This window comes from Arthrobacter sp. HLT1-20 (assembly GCF_054510895.1).
Genome location: NZ_JBTNDR010000019.1, coordinates 15,246 through 34,993, shown reverse-complemented (window position 1 = coordinate 34,993; position 19,748 = coordinate 15,246). Strand labels below are relative to the sequence as shown.

Here is a 19,748-nt window from a genome sequence, read left to right as displayed (position 1 = left end):
CCGATCCTGTTCGGGTGACGGGTGGGACGAAGCAGAAGATGCCGCCACCCCATGCCCGTGTATCTGCCACGGTCTGACCGAAGCTCAAGCCGAGCACCTAGCGCATCTTCTAGGCATCGAAGTACAAGAGGCCATGGGCCTCGGTCAACAGGTCCTCGGCTCCACGAACCTGCGACCAGCAACACCCGCAATCCTCCTCACCAAACGCCATACAGCGCTCGCCGCCAAGGCATCGAGAGGCAAGGGTCCGCCGTCGTCCGCAGGCTGGCGCGGCAAGGAACGCAACACCAAGTACAGGTCTCAATAAAGAAAGTCAGGTCACCGAACACATGTTCTTCCAGGTCGATGACCAATTCCAGGTCAACCCGAAAGCCATATCCATGGCTCGGGCAACCATGACCGGCGACATAACGGGAGTTGCCGCTCTTGGCATATGGACCTTAATGGGTTCGCATTGCCAGGCAGCGCTCAGTGATGGTGTTGTCGAGTTCGTGGAGATAGTCGCGAAGACGTTGAATCCCACCATTTCGCAGCAGCTCGCCGACCGCTTGGTCGCCGCTGGGCTGTGGCATACGCCGGGCCATACATGCCCGCGCTGCCCCGCGGTGGCGGTTGATACATTCCTGTTCCACGACTGGTTCGCCCTCGGCTATGACCGAGGCGCTGATGTCCGTGTCAAGCGTGACAAGGCCAAGGAACTCAAGGATCGCTCCCTCATCAACTCGGTGTGGGCTCGTGACTGTTTAGATCCATCCAATCCAAATATCGGTGCCTGCCGATACTGCTCCAAGAAGCTTCACAAGAAGGACACCCGCGGAGCCGACGGCCCCGAGATGGATCATGTCGATCCGACCAAGGCCGCTGGCGTGCGTAACGTCGTTTTGGCCTGTGGGTCCTGTAATCGCAAGAAGGCTGGGAAGACCCCGGAAGCCGCTGGTATGGTTCTGCAGCCAGCTCCCGCTCATTCACGCAGTGTTGATCCAGTTGTAGCAGTCTCGCCGGGTAAGGCCGACGCTGAGATAGCTCCTGGAACCGCCGTGGTTGACGCTGTGAGCGCTGCGTTGAAGCCAATGACACAGAAGGCTCCTGAGGCACCGCAACGGCCGACCAGTGCACAGACCAGCACTGAGACCAGCGAACGACCAGCGCCGGGAACGCAGCGGAAAAGTATCCCCGTGTGCGCGGGCGATCGCGCGGGCGCTGGCAGGGCAGGGCAGGGTGGGGATGGGTTTAAAGAGGGTAGTGGTGGTGTTGCCAGCCCTGCTCCCAACAGATCCCGCAGACGTCGAGGAAAGAAGAAACCAAACTCGGGCGCATCCAATCTCCCCCGCCCAGCTGAACCTTCCACCTCTGTTGGTAAGAATCCTCATGATGCTGGTGATGCTCCCTCTGTTCCGACGCCTGCCCAGTTCGGCTCTCCCTGGCATGGTTGGTCCGGCCCGCCGTCGGATGTCACCGAGACCACCTGTCACCTCCATCAGCTCGAGCAGCCGTGCCGGAAGTGCGAGGACTCCAATGCCTGATCTGAAGTTCGTTGCCCAGTTCCCGATCGTGGATGAGTCGCTCAAGCTGACTGAGTTCCACGAGGAGGCCCGGGCTGAGACCACGCTCATGATTCACCGGCTGGGGTTCGGAGTGGCTGGCCCGTTCTGGATTGAGCTGCTCCAACTCCCGCTGGCCACCTATGTCCAGTGCACTGTCGATGTACAGCCCCTCGAGTTCCCAGGAGTCAAATAGTGGTCCACAGTATTGATGTCGAGCGGAAGTACTCCGTTGCCGGCTACCCCGATCTGATGCCCTACTCGGAAGCCAAGAAGTTCACGAGCTACCCGGAGTGGTGTGTGTCCGAGTGGCATGTGGATGTGCAGGTCCAGCGGCCAGCCGCCCGGGGATCGAACTTCTGTTACGAGTGTGTGGATCTCCTCCGGTCCTCGTGGGCGTCCATGGCCTCGGCGTATCCGCTGCTCTTGGACATGGTGCACCCGCCACAGCAGTTCGGCAATGGGGAGCGGGTCGGCGGAGGGTCTGTCCACCCGCCGCTGCCGATCAACGTCCAGGTGTCTGACCTGCTCCGGGACATCCGGGACTCGGTGGCCTCGGTGGTCCAGGGCTTGATCGAGGACTGCCCGGACTGGAAGGTGCCGGCGGCCCCGACCACGGACGTGCTCGCTGATCAGTTGGCACGGTGGAAGGCGGATTACATTGCATCCCACCCGCGCCCGGGCCACGCCTGGTCTGTGCTGCGGGAGGCATGGCTGTTGTCCCAGCGCATCAGCAAGGCCGGAGCCAGCGATCATGCCGGGGCCGAGGTATTCACTCAGGCCCCGTGCCGCAAGAGGTGGATGGCCGAGGTGAATGGCAAGCAAGTACTTGAACACTGCCATGGCCAGATCGTTGCCGTCCAGCCTGCCGGTGGTGGGAAGGCAGTGGCTCTGTGCGATGCCGACCCCGAGCACGCCATCCCGTTCGATGTGTGGCTCATGGTCCGCGGGACCAAGGCCAAGCAGTCGGCCCGGATCAAGGCTCACTTGGTCAAAAAGCTGGCGTGATGGCCGACTTGACAGACGTGTGCTAAATTCATGGTGTGGTGGTTCTTGCTACCCACCTACGAATTCAAGGCCCTGACCGTTGCGGTTGGGGCCTTCTGCATGCCCGGAGGTTGCGGTGACCACGCTCTCAGAGTGGGACCCGAAGCGTGGCCGCAGTGGTCGGCCATGGCGCCGGCTGGTCCAGCAGTACTGCCCGCCCGGTTCGGTGTGTGCCTGGTGCAACATCGAGATCATCTTCGGGCTTCGACCTCGGCACCCGATGGGTCCTTCCCTTGACCACATCATTGCCCTAGTCGAGGGTGGTCACCCCACCGCCCCGTGGAACCTGCAGCCCATGCATCTTGGATGCAACGTGAAGAAGGAGAATGCCCGACGCCGGCAAGCCGTCGCCGAGGTATCCCAACGGCGGCCGCGACCGACTTCAAGGCTCCGTCCCGGCCGTTGACCGGCCCAAATTGCGCCGGTTTTTTGGGAAATTGAGATGCGGGAGACCCGCGCATGTTCCTTTTTTTCTCCCCTCGCAATATCCCCGGGATGGGCCCTTTATTTTCCGCGTGTTCTCGCGGTTTTTGCATGGACGGAGGTAGTCGGGCATGACGAAAGAGAAGCCCCCAGAGACTCATCTGCACGGCTCGGCCGGGCCCGGACTCAGCGGGTACCGCAAGGGCTGCCGCTGCCCCGGCTGCAAGAAGCTCAAGCGTGACGACAACAGCGCCTACCGGGCCAAGCAAAAACTCCTGGCAGCCGGGCACGCCCCTGCCCCGGACGGCGACCAGATGCCGCTCGCGGCGCCGGCACCGGTGGCTCTGGACTGGAATGCAGCCCCCGGGCTGATCGAGTCCACCCTCAACAGCGAGCTCGAGACCATGCTGGGCGACCCGCCCTTCAAGAAAACGCTCATGGTGTTGGGCCGGTACAACGCCCGGGTACTGGATCAAATCCCCAGAATCGACCGTCCCGACTTGATCAGTGGCATGCAGTCCCGGCTGTTCAACGTGTTCGACCGGCTACGGTATGTCAACAACCCAGTCGGCGGCGCTGACGGGGCAGATGCTTTCCTCGCTGATCTCCTGAAGTCGGATGACTAGCCCGGCTCTGCTCCCCCGCAACCCGCCCCCACGTTTCGCCACGAAGCGGAACCCCGCCAGGAAAACCCTGGGCCCGGCCGTCGGCAAGATCATGACGGCTCTCAAGAACCCTCCCATGCCGTGGCAGCAGGACTTCCTTGCCGTCGCGTGTGAGATTGATCCGGACACAGGGACGTTCTGGTACAGGCGGGTCACGTTGATCCTGCCCCGTCAGGGCGGGAAGACGTCCACATCGCGCGGGAAGATCGCCCACCGTGGCCTCACCACCCCTGACGGGTTGATGCTGTACACGGCCCAAGACAGGAACAAGGCTCGCAAGCGGCTGGACAAGAACTTCTACAAGCCGCTAGCGGCGTCCCCGCTGCGGCAGTTCCTCGGCCCCCCACGCTGGCAGGCAGGCTCCGAGGCGCTGCGGTTCCGGTCCGGCGCGGAGCTGGGCATCGACGCGATCGGTCGCAAGACCGGCCACGGCGACACCCTGGTGGAAGCGCACATCGATGAGGCGTACGCCCACCGTGACTCCGCGATCGAGCAGGGCATTGGCCCGACCATGATCACCGTGCCAGGCTCCCAGCTGTGGGTAGTCTCGGCCGCGGGTGATACTGACTCTTCCTACCTGTGGGGCAAGGTCGAGACGGGCCGCGCCCTAGCTGAGTCCGGGCGCGAGTCCCGGACCATGTACTGGGAGTACTCAGCGGACCCCACCCGGGATCCCCACGACCCGGACACGGCACTCGACGCCCACCCGGCCATCGGTCACACGATCAACCTGCAGGACGTCATGGACGCCGTGACGACCTCGACCGATCCGGCCGACGAAGAGCGCGCCTACTACGGCTGGTGGCCGAAGCCCAAGGCCCCGCCGAGGGTCGTCCCGACTGAAGCATGGGAATCCAACTACGTCGCCGACGACGCGAACGCCTGGGACGGCACGCCCTGGTGGAGCCTGGATGTTTCCCCCGACCGGGAGTACTCCTCGATCGGCATGGCCGCCCACTCCACCACCCCCGGCAAACGCTGCTACGTCGAGCTCTACGAAACCCTCCTGGGGACCACCGGAGTGGTCAAGGAACTCAAGAGCCTGCGCTCGCGGGCCGGTGGAAACGTGGTGGCCATCGACGCCTCGGGAGCTGCGCTGTCCCTGAAGAAGGATCTGGAGCGTGAAGGCTTCGAAGTCATCACGGTCTCGGGCCCCAACAGGGTCTCGGCGTGCGGTGGGTTCTACGACGACGCCTTGGACGGCAAGCTGCAGTTCACCAACGACCCGCTGCTGAACACATCCATGGGCCACGCGGTCAAGCAGAACATCGGTGGCAACGCTTGGATCTTTAGTCGTGGCCGGTCCCTGGGCGACATCAGTGGCCTGTACTCCGTGACATTCGCTCGTTGGCTGTTCAATGAAAAGGCCGACAACGATTACAACGCGCTGGATTCAGTGCTCTAAAAGGAGTTGAGAAAATGCGCGCTTGGCTGACAACGGTCCTTGATGTGCTCGGTGCCGTGCTCATCGTGGCCGGCATCGCCCTGGTGTATGTGCCAGCTGCCCTCGCTGTAGCCGGTGTGGCGTGCCTGGCGATCTCGTGGAGGGGTAGTCGATGAGTCTTTTCTTCCGTACCGAGGAACGCTCTGGCGGGATGTCGCTTGACGGCATGTCCGCTGGAGGGTTCGCCAGCGGAGGCGGGCTCGGCTCTGGCGGCATGAAGTCCGCGCTGCGGGTCGTCCCGGTCTACGCGGCGACGTCCCTGATCGCGGACTCGCTGGCCTGCACCCCCATTTCCGCCATCGAGCTCACGCCATCCGGACAGCGCCTGCGGCTACCTGTCCAGCCGGGACTGGTCACGAACCCCAATCCCAACCCGGTCGGGACGATCGTGGACTGGCTCCACCAATGTGTAACCTCCCTCAAGCTGCGAGGGAACGCCTATGGCCACATCATCCAGTGGGACAAGTTCGGGCCTTCGAAGGTCCAGTGGCTGCACCCTGACAGCGTCGAGGTGGACGAGTCCGGCCCGTTGCCGACGTACCGACACAACGGTGCGGCCCTGGCACTGGCCGAGGTTGTCCACATCGCTGACTACGTTCTGCCGGGTTCGGTCGTGGGACTGTCCCCAGTCCAGCTATTCAAGGCCCAGCTGGAGATGGCTCATGGTGCGCAGCAGTTCGGCACTAACGTCTATCGTCGATCGGGCGTCCCCTCCGGGCATCTAAAGAACAGCGCCCAGAAGCTCTCCGCGCTGGAGGCCTCTGTGGTCAAGAGCCGCTTCAAGGCCTCTGTGGCCAGCGGTGATGTGTTCGTCTCCGGCAACGACTGGGACTACAACAAGCTCGGCCTGACCATGGCCGACGTCCAGTTCCTGGAGTCCATCAAGGCCACGGCCAATCAGATCGCCGCGATCTTCAAGGTTCCCCCGGAAGAGATCGGCGGCGACTCCGGCAACTCCATGAAGTACACGACGGAGGAACTGAACCAGCTCAAGTTCATTCGCCGCGCCATCCAGCCAACGGCCGTCCGGCTTGAGAGCCAATTCAACCGCCTGCTCAATGACGGCGTGTACGTGAAGTTCAACCTCAGCGCCATGGCACGCGGCGATCTCAAGTCCCGCATGGACGCTTACGAGGTCGGTCTCCGCATCGGCGCCTACACACTGGAGCAGGTCCGTCAGTTCGAGGACTTCGAGATGCTCAGCGAAGACGAGATCCAGCAGTGGCAGTCCTGGTTCGGCAAGCAGTCCATCGCGTCCATGATCGGCGGTGCCGAGGGCGGCGAGCAGACAGAGGCCCAGACGGCCCGCGCATTGGCCGAGCTAGTCCAGAAGATCTACCTCGGCGTCGGAAAGGTCCTGACCGTCCAGGAAGCCCGGGAGATCATCAACCAGGCCGGCGGCAATCTGGATGCCACCATCACCGAACTACTCCAAGGAGGGACCCCCAATGCGTGAGATGGAACTCAGGCACATCAGCATGCCGGTCGAGTACCGGGACACCGGCAACGGAACCGGCACTCTCAGCGGCTACGCTGCCGTGTTCAATCGCCTATCCCAGAACTTGGGTGGGTTCGTGGAGCGGGTAGACCCTGCCGCGTTCAACAAGTCGCTGGCCGACCAGGTGCCTGTACTGGCCCGGTACAACCACGACGACAACCACCTGCTGGGAACCACGGAGGGCAAGACCTTGACGCTGGAGGTGGACGGTACAGGCCTGCGCTACGACGTGGGCCTGCCGGACACCAGCAGCGGCCGAGACGTGCGGGAGCTGGCCAAACGTGGCGACCTGCGGTATTCCTCCTTCGCGTTCCGCACCGTGGCCGACGACTGGGACTTCACCCCCGAGGGCTTCCCGCTGCGGACCCTCCTGGCGGTTCAGCTCGTGGATGTGGCGCCCGTGAACAACCCGGCCTACCGGGACACCACCACGGGCCTCCGCTCACTGGCGGACAAGCTGCACATGGATGTCGCTGACATTGCTGGCACACCCACGGAGGAGCTGCGGAAGTTACTCCTCCACCCCACAACTTCCCGCACCGATGAGGAGCGGGCAGGACTTGAGAAGGGGCAGGACGAAATCCACCCCGACTTGAGTCTCTACCGACGACGGCTGGAACTTTCCCACCGCGTCTAGTCCCACCCCGTGGGCAGGACGAAATCCACCCGCACCTCACCAAACCACTCAACCCCCTGCACACCGCTGGGGGTTTCGTCATTTCCGGAAGGGGAATGCAATGAGCACTGTGCTTGCGAACAAGCTGATGGAACAGCGTGCTGCTGTCCACGAAAAGGGCAAGGTCATCCTGGATCTCGCCGAGGCCGAGGGCCGGGCCCTCTCCGCCGAGGAGATTGTCTCCTTCGACAAGATCACTGCGGAGATGGATTCGCTGCGGTCCCAGTCGGACCGCATCGTCGCCTTCGAGCAGGAGCAGCGCGACATCGAGGCATCCCTGGGCAAGGTGCCCGGCCGTGGCCTGGCTCCGCAGGGGGACGGCGCCGAGGTCCTGCTGCGCAAGGTTCTGCAGGGCCGCAACGGCTCATGGGACTACGAGCCCACCCACGAGGAACGGCAAGAAGTCCGCACCATGGTAAAGGGCACCCCGTCCGCCGGCGGCTACACCGTACCAACGACCTTCTACGGCCAGCTCATGGAGCACGCCATCGAAACGTCTGCCATCCTCTCGGCCGGTGCCACGATCCTCTACACCTCCAGCGGTGAAGAGATCAGCGTGCCGGTGACGATCAGTGCGCCGACCGGCGCACAGGTCAACGAAGGCGCCGCCATCCCGGCGTCCGAGCCCGTGCTGGGCAAGCGGTCCCTGTTCGCCTACAAGTACGGCGATCTGAACCAGATCAGCCGTGAACTTGCCGACGACTCCGCCTTCGACCTGGAAGGCTTCATCGCCCGCCAGGCGGGCCGGGCCATCGGCAACGCCTTCGGGACCAAGCTGGTCAGCGGCACGGGAACCAACGAGCCCTCCGGCCTGCTGCAGTCCACGACTCTCGGCAAGACCGGCGCAGTAGCGGTGGCAGGCGCGCCGACCTGGGATGACCTGATCGACCTGTTCTACTCGGTCATCGGCCCGTACCGTAACAGCCCCGGCGCGGGCTGGCTCGTCAAGGACGGCACCGCCGGCACCCTGCGCAAGATCAAAGACGGCAACGGCCAGTACATCTGGCAGCCCTCCGTGATCGCCGGGCAGCCGGACCTCATCGAAGGCAAGCCGGTATTCACCGACCCGTCGATGCCTGCCATCGGGGTCGGGGCCAAGTCGGTTGCCTTCGGTGACATGTCCGCCTACTTCGCCCGCATCGTCAACGGGGTCCGCTTCGAGCGCTCTGACGACTTCGCCTTCGACAAGGACCTGATCACCTACCGCGCCCTGATCCGCGGCGACGGCGTCCTGGTTGACCAGACCGGCGCCGTGAAGCACTTCGCCGGCGGCGCTGCTTCCTAGCATTCCTCACCAGGTGGGCAGGCAGCCACACCCCAGTGGCTGCCTGCCCACCGTCCTGCCCTACCCACCTTGATTCGAAAGCAGGTTCATCATGAACGCATCAACCACAGTCCGCATGGTCGCGAAAGTATCGGGCACCCGCAATGGGCAGGACTGGCCCGCCCCGGGTGAGACCATCGCCGTCCCGGTAGCCGAGGCTAAGGAACTGCTGGCCAACGGCATGGCCATCTCCGTCCAGGCCACAGAGACGGCCACCGCATCCACAGCCGGGACCGAGACCGCCACTGTCCCCGGCAACCAGTCACTGCGTGCAGCAGCCAAGGCCGAAGCTGACAAAGTCGCGGCCGAAGCCGCCGACAAGGCAGCAGCTGACCAGGCTGCAGCCGATGCAGCCAAAGCCAATGCAGAGGCCGCCGCAGCTGAGACGAAGGCCACCAAGAGGTAATGGCCACCCTTGATTTCGGCGCCAACGTCACCCTGTCGTGGGAGGCCGCGCCGCAAGACGCGACCGTGGCGCTGGAAATCATCCAGCCCGATGGCCTCACGCTGACCCTGACGCCGTCCGGATATCCCCCGACGGCGTCCTTCACCCCGGCGCTCGCTGGCCGTCATGTGGTGCGCTGGTCCGCAGATGGGCCGACACCGGGCGCTTATACGGATCTGCTGGACGTATGGCCGTTGGACCCGCGGTTCCTGATCTCGCTGGATGACGCCTTGAATGCGGTCAACGCTAAGGCCAGGATGCCGGCAGAGGACCGCGAGGACATGCGGCTCTACATCGCGGCCGCGACCCCGGTCATCGAGGACATCGTTGGCCCGGTGCTGACAAGCCCACAAACGTTCGTCACTTCCGGCGGGGCCGCGTCGGTCGTCCTGCCGCAGATCCCCAGTTCGATCACCGCTGTGGCGGTGAACGGTGTGCCGCTCGCTGCGGACGAGTGGTTCGAAGAGGCTGGCATCGTGACGGCTGGCTTGCACGGGGCGCAGTCGCGCTTCGGTGCGGGCCAGCTCGTGGTCAGCTACACGGTCGGCATGGCTGCCGTGCCACCCAACGTCCGTCTGGGTACTCGCGAGCTGGTCCGTCACTGGTGGCAGATCGGCAAGCAGTCCACAGGCGGCGCCGTCAGAGGGCAGGAATACCAAGCAGACTCCTTCACCCCGTCGGGGTTCGCGGTGCCGCGCCGCGTGATCGAGCTGTGCGCCCCACATCAGCAGGTCGGAGGGTTCGCCTGATGGACCTCACACAAGCGACCCTGGCGCTCGCTTTCAAGAAGGCGCTCTACTTTGCCACTCGTGATCTGATGGCCACCACATCGGGCACGGAGGATGTGCTGGTGGCCTTCGGTGCGCCGGGCACCTTCGAGCCTGACGACATCATCTCCTTCAACCGGCTGGAGTCCGCTCAGGAGAAGGCGACGCTGTCCACGAACCGGTCCCGCGAGGAGACCATCACCTTGACGGTGATCATCTCCTGTTTCCGCGGCGGTGCTGAGGAAGCCGAGCTCGAAGCTTCCGAGCGCTGCTATGAGTTGCTCCGCATGATCGAGCACCACGTCCGCATGACAGACACCACCGTCGGTGGCACCGTCCGTGAATGCTTCCTGTCCTCCCACGATTCCGACGGCATGACGCCCGAAGAGTTGATGGCGGCCGGCCGCGTCATCGATGTCTCTGCAACATTCACGGCCCGTGCCCGGGTCAGAGCTTAGGAGAACCCCATGCCCATCATTCACAATGTCTCGCCAATCGGGGATCTTGATGTACCGCTACTGCGGTGCATCGTCCGCGCTGGCGAGGAAGTCGAAGTAACCAAGGACCAGGCCGACACACTGTTGGCTCAGGCCATCAACTGGCAGCCCGCCAAGAAGCGCACCGGCACGGGCGCACCAACTGAGGAGAACACTGATGACGACGCAGCTTGATTGCAGCATTGGCCTGGCGAAGGAAACCACCTACGGGACCAAGGTCACCGTGGCTAAGTTCCCGGAGTTCCTGGACGAGTCTCTCGTCTGGAACCCGACGTTCGTCCAAGGCGCTGGCATGCGGGTAGGCAAGCGCCTTGCCCGGTCTTCTCGCCGGTCGATCGCCAAGGAGCAGTCCGGCGGTGACATCAACCTTGAGATGTGCACCAAGGGTATGGGCGTCTTCCTACAGGCCCTGTTCGGCACCGCCACCCACACCACGGTTCCAGGCCAGACAGGAGTGGCCCAGCAACTGTTCACCCCGACCGTCACGGACCCGCTCCCGTCCTACACGCTGCAGAAAGGCATCCCGACCGTGGGCGGCGGCGCTGTTACGGCCATGACCTTTGCCGGCGGCGTGTGCGCCTCCGGCGAGTTCTCCGCATCCCAAGGTGAGATCGTGAAGCTCAAGACCACTTGGGACGCCCGCGAGGTCGCCACCGATGTTGCCTACGCCCCGCCGGTCTATGCCGCATCCCCCGAGTTGTTCACCTTCGTTCACGGTGACATCTGCATCGGTGGCACGGTGGTGCCCCCCACGGCAAGCGCACTGGCCACAGGCGGCACACAGGTAGCCACGATCACGGAGTTCTCTTTCTCCTGGGACAACAAGATTGACGACGGCGGATTCACGTTCGGCTCTGGTGGTAAGCGTGGACGCAAGCCCGTCGTCGGGCTGGCCGAGGGCAAGGGCAAGGTGACGGCGGAGTACACCGACACGATGCTCCGAGACGCCTACCTGGCACAGGAGGAACTCGGCCTGCTGCTGACCTTCGAGACCTCTGAGGTCATCGGCACCGATCGTCGCCCAGCCCTGCAGATCTATTTGCCGGTGATCATGCTCGAGGGTGAAATCCCCAAGGCCAACGGCGGGTCCGTGGTTACCCAGTCGATCGACTTCACGGTGCTTGACGGCGAGGTCACTCCCTCGCCCGTTTACGTCGCCCTGGTCACGACGGACACCGCGCTCTAGTGTCCGAGAGCGAGGGCCCCGGCGCCATAGACATCACCGTGACCTCGAACGTCCGTGAGGTCATGGCAGCAGTCAAAGCCTTCCAGCCGAAGCTCGCGACGAAACTCCGTCGCGAGCTTCGGCAATCCGGCGAAGGCATCATCGCCGCTCAGCGCAGCGTCCTCTCTGGACCGCTGCCAGGCAACGCCGTCCGGACCGGGCAGCGAGTGAAGATGGTCGGCGGGAAGAACGGGCGCAGGAAGTATCTGCGCGCCGTGAATACCTACGAGGCCCGGGCAGCGTCCCGGGTACGGAGCCGTGGCATGAGGGAAAAGGTCAAGGCCTCCCTGTCCACCGCAGTGGTCACCGGCGCTCGCCGCTCGGGTATCCGCATTAAGGCCAACAAGAACGCCGGCGGCGTGATGACCAAGACGTGGAACAAGAAAGTATTCCGGCACCCGGTCTTTGATGACGGGTCCGGCAAGCGTGTATTCACCTCCCAATTCGGTCAGCCGTATTGGTGGGAACCCATCAAGGCCGGGCAGGCCGACGCCCAAGCAAGGGCGATGCGGGCCATCGGCGCAGCACTAGACGAAGTGAGCAGAGCATGAAATTGATTGTGGCCGGCGTGAAGTATCCGCTGCAGGAAGCTATCCAGGGCGCGACTCTGCGGAACCTCTACGCATTGAAGGTCCAGACGGGGCTGGGTATGAAGTCGCTGAGGGACAGCTTCCAGCACATGCAGGAATCCGCGCCCAAGCCGGGCGAGGTGGGTGACCCTTTGGACGTTCTGGAGTCCGAGGAGAGCTTGTTGGCCTTGCAGGCGATGGTGTGGCTGTGCAAGCGCCACGCTGGTGAGTTCGTTTCGGTAGCCGAAGCCAATGACGTGCCGTTGTCCCAGATCGGCTTTGAGCAGGAGCAGGAAGCTCCGGTGGCGCAGGACCCTACGACAGCCCGGACGGATTCCGATCCGGGCGACGAGCTTCAAGTCCCAGCGCCTTTGACCACATAGAGGACATCGAGGCATCCATCTTCCGCTGGATTCACATCATCGCCCACGTGTGGCCAGGCATCACCCCGCTAAACGTCTGGGACCTGGGCTACACGATGTGGGTCAAGTTCGTCATGAACGCCCAGCAGTGGGAGAAGTCCCAGGCCGAGGCCAACAAGAAGTGATAGGAGGGCGGCCCCGTGGCAACCCAGCAACTCATGTTCGACATCCTGGCCACGGCCAGAGGCGTGGACGACACCTTCAACGAGGTAACGGAATCGGCCGAGACTATGTCCGGGCGGCTCAGTACAATCGGGGCCCAGGCTACCGAGAAGCTGTTCAACCCGCTCACGGCCGCGGCTGCCGGCGGTGTCGCCGGGGCCGCCTTGATGACAGGCCTGACTACGGCGATCGAGCGCGACTCGGCCGTGAATGCGTTGACGAACCAGCTGGATCTCACCGGCCCCCAGGCGGCGACAGCAGGCGCGGCCGCTGGGTCTCTGTATAACCAGGGATTCGGCGAATCCTTCGAGTCGGTGACCGCCGCTGTGGGTGATGTGATGTCGTCCATCTCCGGGATGTCCTCCGCTTCGCAGGCCGAGGTGGAAACGCTGACCGGGCAGGTTATCGCCTTGGCCGACACCTTCGGTATCGACACGGCCCGGGCCGCCCAAATCGCCGGGCAGATGATCACCACCGGGCTGGCCAAGGACGGGATCGAGGCTGCGGACCTGCTGACCGTGGCGCTGCAGAAAGTACCGACAGCGGTGCGCGAAGACATCCTTGACGCGATGGACGAGTACGGGCCCTTCTTCTCACAGCTGGGTATTGGCGGTGAATCGGCGCTGCAGTTGCTCGTCAACGCATCCGAGAAGGGCATGTTCGGCATCGACAAGCTCGGTGACGCTCTGAAGGAATTCACCATTCGCTCGACGGACATGTCCAAGGCAACTGGCGAAGCTTACGCAGCGATTGGGCTTGACCAAACAGAGATGACCAATGACCTTTTGCAGGGCGGCGCGAAGGGCGAGGTGGCATTCGCGAAGATCAAGCTGGGGCTGGCCGATATCAAGGACCCTGCGGCTCAGTCGCAAGCGGCCCTGGCACTTTTCGGGACACCTCTGGAAGACCTAAGTGTCAACGAAATTCCGAAGTTCATTCAGGCCTTGTCCGATGTTGGGTCCGAGGGGTTCGGCAACGTTGAGGGCAGCGCTGCTGCCATGGCCGACTCCATGAACACTGGGCCGGCCGCGGCCCTGGATCAGTTTCGGCGTCTCGTGGAATCTTCGCTATCTGACCTCGGGGCTCAGGTCCTTCCCATGCTGACTCCGGTCCTTGAGGGGCTGTCCCAGTTCGCGCCCATTATTGGCCCGGCCGTGATCGCCCTCGGCGCCCTGGCTGTGGTTATCGGCGTCGTCAACGCCGTGATGGCCGTCAGCCCGATCACCTGGATCATCGTTGGCATCGTGGCCCTGATCGCAGCCATCGTCCTGCTCGTCATGAACTGGGACACCGTGGTTGCTTTCATCACCCAGGTCTGGGGAGGATTCGTAGGCTGGATGCAAGGCGTCCTCGGCGGCTTCGTCGGTTGGTGGAACGGGGTCTGGGCCGGGTTCTTCGGCTGGACATCCGGATTGTGGTCCGGGTTCACCGGCTGGCTGAGTGCACTCTGGGCCGGCCTCGTCGCGCTCATTGCCGGAATCGTCGTCGGGCATATCCTCTGGCTGAACGGCGCTTTCACCGGAGCGGTTGATTTCGCGACGAGCATCTGGGGTGGGCTGACCGGTTTCTTCTCCGGGCTGTGGTCCGGAATTGTAGACGGCGTCTCAAACACCATCGGGAACATCGGCGACTTCTTCTCCGGCCTCCCCGCAACCATCATGGGATTTTTCGGTACTGCAGGTACCTGGCTCTACACCGCCGGTCAGGACATCGTCAACGGGCTCGGCTCGGGTCTACAGTCCATGGCCGGATCAGTTGGGAACTTCTTCCTCGACCTTCTGCCCGGGTGGATCGTGGGCCCCTTCAAAGCCGCACTCGGCATTGCCTCCCCGTCCAAGGTATTCGCCGGATTCGGCCAGAACATCGGCGAGGGCGTTCTGGTCGGCGTCGGGCGTATGCAGACACGGATCGATGATCGCATGGCCAACCTGGTCACCGTGCCCGACAGCACCGACATGGCCTTTGGCGTCGGAGCCTCTGGAGGGTCCGGCTTCGGCAGTGGCGCATCCAAGATGGACGAGCTGCTCACCTTGCTCAAGACTCAGCGTCCAATCCAAGTTGCCGCGGCGCCGGGCATGTCAGAGACAATGATCGGCCGCAGCGCTGCCGAGCAACTGATGTGGAGGGGCAAGTAATGGCCGGTGTTCGCTCGGTGATCCTTGATGGGCTTACGTTCAGCTCTGAGGGTGCGCTACACCCGGACGGGTACACGCTGTGGCTGGACAACAATGCCGAGGGCTGGGACAGTTCCCCGGAGCAGCGCCGCGACCGCACGGCGCGGCTCTGGGCCCACGGCGAGTTCACGGAACGCGGCTGGGCCGACGGGCGCATGATCACCCTCGAAGGCCAAGCGCAGTGCCCAGACGAGAATGTGGCCGCCGTTGCCGAAGACACCCTAGCGGCCACGCTCGCGGACGGGCTGATACAAGCCATAACAGTGTTGGACACCAACCGCCCCAGCAAACAGGCCAGCGTAGGGCTGGCGTCCAGCGTCAAGCTGTCGTGGGTCAATGACGTCACGGTGGGCTTTCAGATCCAACTACTTGCAGCTGATCCGCGCAAGTATGGTCAATCCCAGATTTCGTCTACCGGTGTACCGGTAGACGGTGGCGGTCTCAGCTACGACCTCTACTCAATAGGCAGCACGGGTGTGCTGGACTATGGACCAGCTGGCAGCCCGGGCACGGTGGCCCTGACGAATACTGGGACGGCTGACACGCCCCCGATCCACACAATTACCGGGAGCTGTCCTAACGGATTTACTGTCACGGAGCTAGGGACGGGCCGCCGTCTGGTCTACGCTGGCGCAGTCATCCCCGGCCAAGTAATCCGCCTCGACAGCGCCGACGGCACCGTCACTCTGGATGACGACGGCGACCGCTCGGCCCAACTCGTCCGCCGCGAATGGGTACGCCTTGGCAAAGGCCAGACCGGCACATGGCTCTTTGAGGCGCCCAACTCCACGAACGCACAGATGATGGTGGAGGTGACACCTGCATGGTGGTAAACACCGGACACCGACTCTTCGTCGGTGACATGGTCACAGGCCTCATCACCGCAGACCTGCCCGTCTCCGCAACATCATGGGGCATGCGTCTCAACGACGCCGGATCTGTGGACGGCACACTAAAAGTCCGCTCAAAGGAAGTCGCACGCCTGGGCATCCGAGCCGCCACAGCCCCATTGAAGCAATTCATGGGCATCAGCTATGGCGACACGATCCTTGAGGCCGGCCCCATCTGGAAGCGCGCCTACGACCCGAACAAAGAGTCCCTTAAAGTCTCCGCCGCCGGCATCTGGTCACTTCTGGACTCAGTCAAAGCACTTCCCTGGGTAGCGCTTGCCAACGGGGTGTCGCCCACGACGGTGACCATGGACATCGTCAACAAGACCTTGGGCAGTATTGCTCGGGAGATGGTGCGAATCAGTATCGACACCAACCCCTTGAACCCCGGCTTGCCGATCGTGTTGCCGGATCTTGTTGCCGGAACGAATGAGCGGCACGACCCAGGCTATTTGATGCCGTGGCTGGGTGACCAGTTGCGCAAGCTCACCCAGGTGCAGCGCGGCCCAGACATCCGCTTCAGTCCGCGCTTCAGAGCTGATGATGCCCGGTACGTGGAGTGGGTCATGGAGACTGGCACGGACTCAGCGCCACTGCTGGCGCAGGCGGGCCCTGGCTGGGTCTGGGACGGCACAGTGGAGCGCAGCGGGGTTGTCGGATTCGGCGTGGTGGAGGACGCCACAAAGATGGCGTCCCGGGCGTGGCAGCCCGGCGCAGGATCAGAGCGGGACATGAAGCTCAAATGGGCTACCGACACTACCCTGATCACGCAGGCGGGCTACCCCTGGACAGAAACAGACTCGGCGTCGAAGGACATAGAGGACCTGAGCCTGCTGCAGGACTACGCCAATGCCAGCATGGCGTCAACAAAATACCCCATCGAGCAGTGGTCAGTCTCGGTCCGGGCCGATGCCCGACCGCGGCTTGGCACGTACCTGCCCGGTCATTGGGCGCAGCTCATCATCCCTGATTACCACCCTATCCTCGATCCTGGCCCGGTCCGGGTCAGGATGATGGCCATCGATGGCGACGATTCCGAGACGGTGAAAATCACTGTCGCACCTATTGGAGGGAGAGCGTAGATGGATGATCTTGACGGTATCCCCCGCGGCGGGCACGAGCCCGACCCGATAGCAGCGTTCATGCAGCTACTGAAGGATCTGGGCCTTCGCATCGAGAAGCTGGAGCGCATGGCACCACAAAGGTCCATGTCGATCAGTGGTCCCGATGGTGAGGGCATCCGGGTAGACAGCACCGGCATCCAAGCCGTTGGGACCTCGGGTAACACGGTCACCTACATCCAGACCAGCGACGGCGCCTTCGTGACCTTGGACCCCGACAGTGTGCCGGTAGCGCGGTTTGGCCCTCTCATCTCCGCCCCTGGTAACTACGGTGGCGAGATTTGGGATGCAACCAATTCGGTGTGGGTGCAGCTGCTCGTTAGCGGCGGCGTCGCTTGGGGAGGCATCAGCGGCAAGCCAGCAACCTTCCCGCCATCCACCCACACCCACGGCGGTGGCGACATCACCTCCGCCGTCGCCAACGCCGTTAACGCGACCAATGCAGGGACGGCGGCCATGGCCAACGGGTCTTCGCGGGCATTCAACAATGCCGTGGCCGGGACTACGTTCTTCGCTGTATGGGTCGGCAACGACGCAAACAACCTGCTCGGTAAGAACACGTCCTCCCGCAAATACAAGCGGAACGTCAGGGGGTACAGCGTGGACCCAGCCGCTGTGCTGAAGCTGCGTCCGGTGATCTTCGACCGGAAGCCGGCCGTTTTACCCGCCGTAACCGCAGAGGGCGAACCCGCCATCGGGCCCGAGCAACATCTACCCGGGGCGCGCAACGAATACGGGCTGATCGCTGAGGAAGTCCATGAACACCTACCGGAGATTGTACTCATGTACGACTCCGGCGACGGCCAAGGTCCGCAGATTGATGGCGTCCGCTACGACCTCCTGGCGCTCGCCCTTCTGGATGTAGTCAAGGACCAGCAACAACAAATCACTCGCATCGAAGACAGGACGGCGGCTCTTGAGTCCGCTGTCCGTGCACTGGGAGGCACACTATGACTGTCAACAGAGGTCCGGGCGTCCGGCAAATCGGCCTTGTCGGCACGACCCCGAAGGAACACCGGCTGGCACTAGCTGGCCAGTACGCCGAAAACGCACCTGGTGTACCCCGCTCCGGGTTACTCACACAGGGTGCCACCAACGTGGTCACGCCGACGGCGGCCACCGTACCGATGACCTACTCAGTGGCCCCGGTGGCCGCTGTGATCGGGCGGACCGTCGATGAGGGCGTGTACACACCTACGACCACGGGGACCAGCACCGTGCCGACAGGGAACTCCCCGGCTACAGGGTCACGCTGGGATCTGATCTGGATCAAGCAGAACGACCAGGAGAAGGGCGACGCAGACAACGCCGCGATTCTTGGTGTGACTTCTGGTACAGCGGCCGCGTCCCCGACGCGCCCCACAGCTAGCGTCCCTGCTGGCGCCCTTGTCTTGGCTGAGGCGCAGATCTTTGCCGGCACCACATCAACCACCGCCGCACCCAATACGGTCACGCAGCTCTTCCGAATCACGGCAGCCCGCGGCGCGCCCATCCCTGTCCGGACAACGGTAGAGCTCGCGGAGATCACGAGCCCACCCCAGGGCCAGCCAGTGATTCGTCTTGACCTTCCAGGCAACCCAATCCAGCGACGGGCAGGCAATACCTGGACCGGCGGCTTGGGCGCCGTCGTGACAGCCAATGCCAATCAGGCTTTCCCCGACAATGCCACCACGGTCGTACGCTTCGCATCGGTTCAGATGGACTCGGGCGGTATGGTCGATTTGGGTGCTCAGGCTACTCAGATCAAGGTCACCGCGCCGGGCAAATATGCCGTTACCGGAGGAGGGGCCTTCTCTACGGGCTCGGCTACCGGTCGACTCGTCGCTTGGGCTCGTAAGAATGGGACTGACATCCCGTACGGTGGCCAATCAGTCCCGATCGTCAACAACTCCGGGACGCCCTCGGAGTATGGGGCGAAGGTAGCGCTCAGTATCGACCTTGCCACCAATGACATTATCGAGCTCGTGATGCTACAGAAGAGTGGGTTCCCCCAGGTCTTCGCCAGCAACGCGTGGTCCACGGCCAACCTTTCCGTAGTGCAGGTCGGCTGATGGGCGACATCTGGCCGGGAGGGTGCAGACCATGAAGCTGCATTGGACTCTTGCTGTGTGGCTCCGGATTCAAGAGCCACGCATTATCACTGTCATTCAGTTCGGCGTGTATTTGGCTGCAGCTGCTGGAGGCTTGTCAGCGGTGGTGTCCCCGCCACATTCCATTGAAGCCACGGCCGGAACCGGGCTCACAATCTACTGGGCATGGCTGTTGCTACTGGGCGGTGTGCTTGGTGCGGTGGCGGTGCTGCCAGGTATCTGGTGGCTGGAACGCTCCGCCGTGCTTGCCTGTCTTGGCGCCTCACTGATCTATGGGGTCAACACTCTGGCGCTCCATCTGAGCGATCCGGGCAATCGCCTGGTTCAGCTCTTCATGATCGTCATTGTCTCTTTGCATTTCATCACCCGATGGCTCCGCATCAGGCGCTACGCCTACGATCCGGAAAGGTGACCGCGTGGACACGGCACAGATAATCATCACCGTCCTGGGGGCAGGCACTGGTGGCGCGATCCTCACATCATTGGTAAATGGTCTCATCAAATATTGGACGGGCACGGCTGGCAGGGAGCGGGCCCGTAACGCGGACATGCGCACGCAGCGCAACGAGGCATGGGCTGATGCCGAGCGGGAAAGGAACCGTGCCGATCGTGAAGCGCGTAACCGAAACCGGTTGGCCGACTACGCATCCGGGCGCCGCCGCGATCTGATCGAGCGTGGCGTTGAGCCCGCCGATATTGCCGGCTGGCCACAGCTTGAAACCGAACCATCAGCCACCCCGCCGGGTGGCTGAGTACTTTAAGGAGAAC

Annotated in this window: 25 protein-coding genes; all 25 read left to right on the top strand. The window is 63.3% G+C overall.

Annotated elements, in window-relative coordinates; all coding sequences use genetic code 11:
• The first annotated feature begins 133 nt into the window (after positions 1-133).
• Complete coding sequence (locus ACX80Q_RS11550; RefSeq protein WP_459330677.1) at positions 134-307, top strand: hypothetical protein; 174 nt, start codon at positions 134-136, stop codon at positions 305-307.
• A gap of 22 nt (positions 308-329) precedes the next feature.
• Positions 330-1,523: an HNH endonuclease gene (locus tag ACX80Q_RS11545; protein WP_459330676.1), complete on the top strand. Its 1,194-nt coding sequence runs from the start codon at positions 330-332 to the stop codon at positions 1,521-1,523.
• Positions 1,516-1,737: a hypothetical protein gene (locus ACX80Q_RS11540; RefSeq protein WP_459330675.1), complete on the top strand. Its 222-nt coding sequence runs from the start codon at positions 1,516-1,518 to the stop codon at positions 1,735-1,737. The genes ACX80Q_RS11545 and ACX80Q_RS11540 overlap by 8 nt, the downstream gene beginning before the upstream one ends.
• A complete protein-coding gene (locus ACX80Q_RS11535) occupies positions 1,737-2,549 on the top strand; it encodes a hypothetical protein (protein WP_459330674.1) in 813 nt (270 codons plus the stop codon). The genes ACX80Q_RS11540 and ACX80Q_RS11535 overlap by 1 nt, the downstream gene beginning before the upstream one ends.
• A 259-nt stretch (positions 2,550-2,808) precedes the next feature.
• Positions 2,809-2,994, top strand: a complete 186-nt coding sequence (locus ACX80Q_RS11530; RefSeq protein ID WP_459330716.1) for an HNH endonuclease — start codon at positions 2,809-2,811, stop codon at positions 2,992-2,994.
• A gap of 148 nt (positions 2,995-3,142) precedes the next feature.
• Positions 3,143-3,637 carry a hypothetical protein gene (locus ACX80Q_RS11525; protein ID WP_459330673.1) on the top strand — a complete coding sequence of 165 codons (495 nt, stop codon included), beginning with the start codon at positions 3,143-3,145 and terminating at the stop codon, positions 3,635-3,637.
• Positions 3,630-5,081, top strand: coding sequence for a hypothetical protein (locus ACX80Q_RS11520; protein WP_459330672.1), 1,452 nt, complete (start codon positions 3,630-3,632; stop codon positions 5,079-5,081). Before ACX80Q_RS11525 ends, ACX80Q_RS11520 begins: the two co-directional genes overlap by 8 nt.
• Before the next feature lie 14 nt (positions 5,082-5,095).
• The gene (locus ACX80Q_RS11515; RefSeq protein ID WP_459330671.1) at positions 5,096-5,236 is read left to right on the top strand and encodes a hypothetical protein; all 141 of its coding nucleotides are present in this window, start codon (positions 5,096-5,098) and stop codon (positions 5,234-5,236) included.
• Positions 5,233-6,576, top strand: a complete 1,344-nt coding sequence (locus ACX80Q_RS11510) for a phage portal protein (RefSeq protein WP_459330670.1) — start codon at positions 5,233-5,235, stop codon at positions 6,574-6,576. Before ACX80Q_RS11515 ends, ACX80Q_RS11510 begins: the two co-directional genes overlap by 4 nt.
• The gene (locus ACX80Q_RS11505) at positions 6,569-7,255 is read left to right on the top strand and encodes an HK97 family phage prohead protease (protein WP_459330669.1); all 687 of its coding nucleotides are present in this window, start codon (positions 6,569-6,571) and stop codon (positions 7,253-7,255) included. Before ACX80Q_RS11510 ends, ACX80Q_RS11505 begins: the two co-directional genes overlap by 8 nt.
• A 100-nt stretch (positions 7,256-7,355) precedes the next feature.
• Positions 7,356-8,579 carry a phage major capsid protein gene (locus ACX80Q_RS11500; protein ID WP_459330668.1) on the top strand — a complete coding sequence of 408 codons (1,224 nt, stop codon included), beginning with the start codon at positions 7,356-7,358 and terminating at the stop codon, positions 8,577-8,579.
• Between the two features lie 91 nt (positions 8,580-8,670).
• On the top strand, positions 8,671-9,024 hold the full coding sequence (locus ACX80Q_RS11495) for a hypothetical protein (RefSeq protein ID WP_459330667.1): 354 nt from the start codon (positions 8,671-8,673) through the stop codon (positions 9,022-9,024).
• Positions 9,024-9,812: a hypothetical protein gene (locus ACX80Q_RS11490; RefSeq protein WP_459330666.1), complete on the top strand. Its 789-nt coding sequence runs from the start codon at positions 9,024-9,026 to the stop codon at positions 9,810-9,812. The genes ACX80Q_RS11495 and ACX80Q_RS11490 overlap by 1 nt, the downstream gene beginning before the upstream one ends.
• Entirely contained in the window at positions 9,812-10,288 is a 477-nt protein-coding gene (locus ACX80Q_RS11485) for a hypothetical protein (RefSeq protein WP_459330665.1), read from the top strand. Before ACX80Q_RS11490 ends, ACX80Q_RS11485 begins: the two co-directional genes overlap by 1 nt.
• Before the next feature lie 9 nt (positions 10,289-10,297).
• Entirely contained in the window at positions 10,298-10,501 is a 204-nt protein-coding gene (locus tag ACX80Q_RS11480) for a hypothetical protein (protein ID WP_459330664.1), read from the top strand.
• Positions 10,485-11,513: a phage tail tube protein gene (locus tag ACX80Q_RS11475; RefSeq protein WP_459330663.1), complete on the top strand. Its 1,029-nt coding sequence runs from the start codon at positions 10,485-10,487 to the stop codon at positions 11,511-11,513. The genes ACX80Q_RS11480 and ACX80Q_RS11475 overlap by 17 nt, the downstream gene beginning before the upstream one ends.
• Complete coding sequence (locus ACX80Q_RS11470) at positions 11,513-12,103, top strand: hypothetical protein (protein WP_459330662.1); 591 nt, start codon at positions 11,513-11,515, stop codon at positions 12,101-12,103. Before ACX80Q_RS11475 ends, ACX80Q_RS11470 begins: the two co-directional genes overlap by 1 nt.
• A complete protein-coding gene (locus ACX80Q_RS11465; protein ID WP_459330661.1) occupies positions 12,100-12,504 on the top strand; it encodes a hypothetical protein in 405 nt (134 codons plus the stop codon). Before ACX80Q_RS11470 ends, ACX80Q_RS11465 begins: the two co-directional genes overlap by 4 nt.
• 179 nt (positions 12,505-12,683) lie before the next feature.
• A complete protein-coding gene (locus tag ACX80Q_RS11460; RefSeq protein WP_459330660.1) occupies positions 12,684-14,840 on the top strand; it encodes a phage tail tape measure protein in 2,157 nt (718 codons plus the stop codon).
• Positions 14,840-15,712, top strand: a complete 873-nt coding sequence (locus tag ACX80Q_RS11455; protein ID WP_459330659.1) for a phage distal tail protein — start codon at positions 14,840-14,842, stop codon at positions 15,710-15,712. The genes ACX80Q_RS11460 and ACX80Q_RS11455 overlap by 1 nt, the downstream gene beginning before the upstream one ends.
• The gene (locus ACX80Q_RS11450) at positions 15,703-16,851 is read left to right on the top strand and encodes a hypothetical protein (protein ID WP_459330658.1); all 1,149 of its coding nucleotides are present in this window, start codon (positions 15,703-15,705) and stop codon (positions 16,849-16,851) included. The genes ACX80Q_RS11455 and ACX80Q_RS11450 overlap by 10 nt, the downstream gene beginning before the upstream one ends.
• Entirely contained in the window at positions 16,852-17,844 is a 993-nt protein-coding gene (locus ACX80Q_RS11445) for a tail fiber domain-containing protein (protein WP_459330657.1), read from the top strand.
• A complete protein-coding gene (locus tag ACX80Q_RS11440) occupies positions 17,841-18,941 on the top strand; it encodes a hypothetical protein (protein WP_459330656.1) in 1,101 nt (366 codons plus the stop codon). Before ACX80Q_RS11445 ends, ACX80Q_RS11440 begins: the two co-directional genes overlap by 4 nt.
• Positions 18,942-18,972: 31 nt before the next feature.
• Positions 18,973-19,392, top strand: coding sequence for a hypothetical protein (locus ACX80Q_RS11435; RefSeq protein ID WP_459330655.1), 420 nt, complete (start codon positions 18,973-18,975; stop codon positions 19,390-19,392).
• A 4-nt stretch (positions 19,393-19,396) separates the two neighbouring features.
• Positions 19,397-19,732, top strand: a complete 336-nt coding sequence (locus ACX80Q_RS11430; RefSeq protein ID WP_459330654.1) for a hypothetical protein — start codon at positions 19,397-19,399, stop codon at positions 19,730-19,732.
• Positions 19,733-19,748: the final 16 nt, after the last annotated feature.

Coding starts and splice junctions, on each gene's coding strand:
- ACX80Q_RS11550 (WP_459330677.1), top strand. CDS start 134: ATGGGCCTCGGTCAACAGGTCCTCGGCTCCACGAACCTGCGACCAGCA.
- ACX80Q_RS11545 (WP_459330676.1), top strand. CDS start 330: ATGTTCTTCCAGGTCGATGACCAATTCCAGGTCAACCCGAAAGCCATA.
- ACX80Q_RS11540 (WP_459330675.1), top strand. CDS start 1,516: ATGCCTGATCTGAAGTTCGTTGCCCAGTTCCCGATCGTGGATGAGTCG.
- ACX80Q_RS11530 (WP_459330716.1), top strand. CDS start 2,809: ATGGGTCCTTCCCTTGACCACATCATTGCCCTAGTCGAGGGTGGTCAC.
- ACX80Q_RS11525 (WP_459330673.1), top strand. CDS start 3,143: ATGACGAAAGAGAAGCCCCCAGAGACTCATCTGCACGGCTCGGCCGGG.
- ACX80Q_RS11520 (WP_459330672.1), top strand. CDS start 3,630: ATGACTAGCCCGGCTCTGCTCCCCCGCAACCCGCCCCCACGTTTCGCC.
- ACX80Q_RS11515 (WP_459330671.1), top strand. CDS start 5,096: ATGCGCGCTTGGCTGACAACGGTCCTTGATGTGCTCGGTGCCGTGCTC.
- ACX80Q_RS11510 (WP_459330670.1), top strand. CDS start 5,233: ATGAGTCTTTTCTTCCGTACCGAGGAACGCTCTGGCGGGATGTCGCTT.
- ACX80Q_RS11505 (WP_459330669.1), top strand. CDS start 6,569: ATGCGTGAGATGGAACTCAGGCACATCAGCATGCCGGTCGAGTACCGG.
- ACX80Q_RS11500 (WP_459330668.1), top strand. CDS start 7,356: ATGAGCACTGTGCTTGCGAACAAGCTGATGGAACAGCGTGCTGCTGTC.
- ACX80Q_RS11495 (WP_459330667.1), top strand. CDS start 8,671: ATGAACGCATCAACCACAGTCCGCATGGTCGCGAAAGTATCGGGCACC.
- ACX80Q_RS11490 (WP_459330666.1), top strand. CDS start 9,024: ATGGCCACCCTTGATTTCGGCGCCAACGTCACCCTGTCGTGGGAGGCC.
- ACX80Q_RS11485 (WP_459330665.1), top strand. CDS start 9,812: ATGGACCTCACACAAGCGACCCTGGCGCTCGCTTTCAAGAAGGCGCTC.
- ACX80Q_RS11480 (WP_459330664.1), top strand. CDS start 10,298: ATGCCCATCATTCACAATGTCTCGCCAATCGGGGATCTTGATGTACCG.
- ACX80Q_RS11475 (WP_459330663.1), top strand. CDS start 10,485: ATGACGACGCAGCTTGATTGCAGCATTGGCCTGGCGAAGGAAACCACC.
- ACX80Q_RS11465 (WP_459330661.1), top strand. CDS start 12,100: ATGAAATTGATTGTGGCCGGCGTGAAGTATCCGCTGCAGGAAGCTATC.
- ACX80Q_RS11455 (WP_459330659.1), top strand. CDS start 14,840: ATGGCCGGTGTTCGCTCGGTGATCCTTGATGGGCTTACGTTCAGCTCT.
- ACX80Q_RS11450 (WP_459330658.1), top strand. CDS start 15,703: ATGGTGGTAAACACCGGACACCGACTCTTCGTCGGTGACATGGTCACA.
- ACX80Q_RS11445 (WP_459330657.1), top strand. CDS start 16,852: ATGGATGATCTTGACGGTATCCCCCGCGGCGGGCACGAGCCCGACCCG.
- ACX80Q_RS11440 (WP_459330656.1), top strand. CDS start 17,841: ATGACTGTCAACAGAGGTCCGGGCGTCCGGCAAATCGGCCTTGTCGGC.
- ACX80Q_RS11435 (WP_459330655.1), top strand. CDS start 18,973: ATGAAGCTGCATTGGACTCTTGCTGTGTGGCTCCGGATTCAAGAGCCA.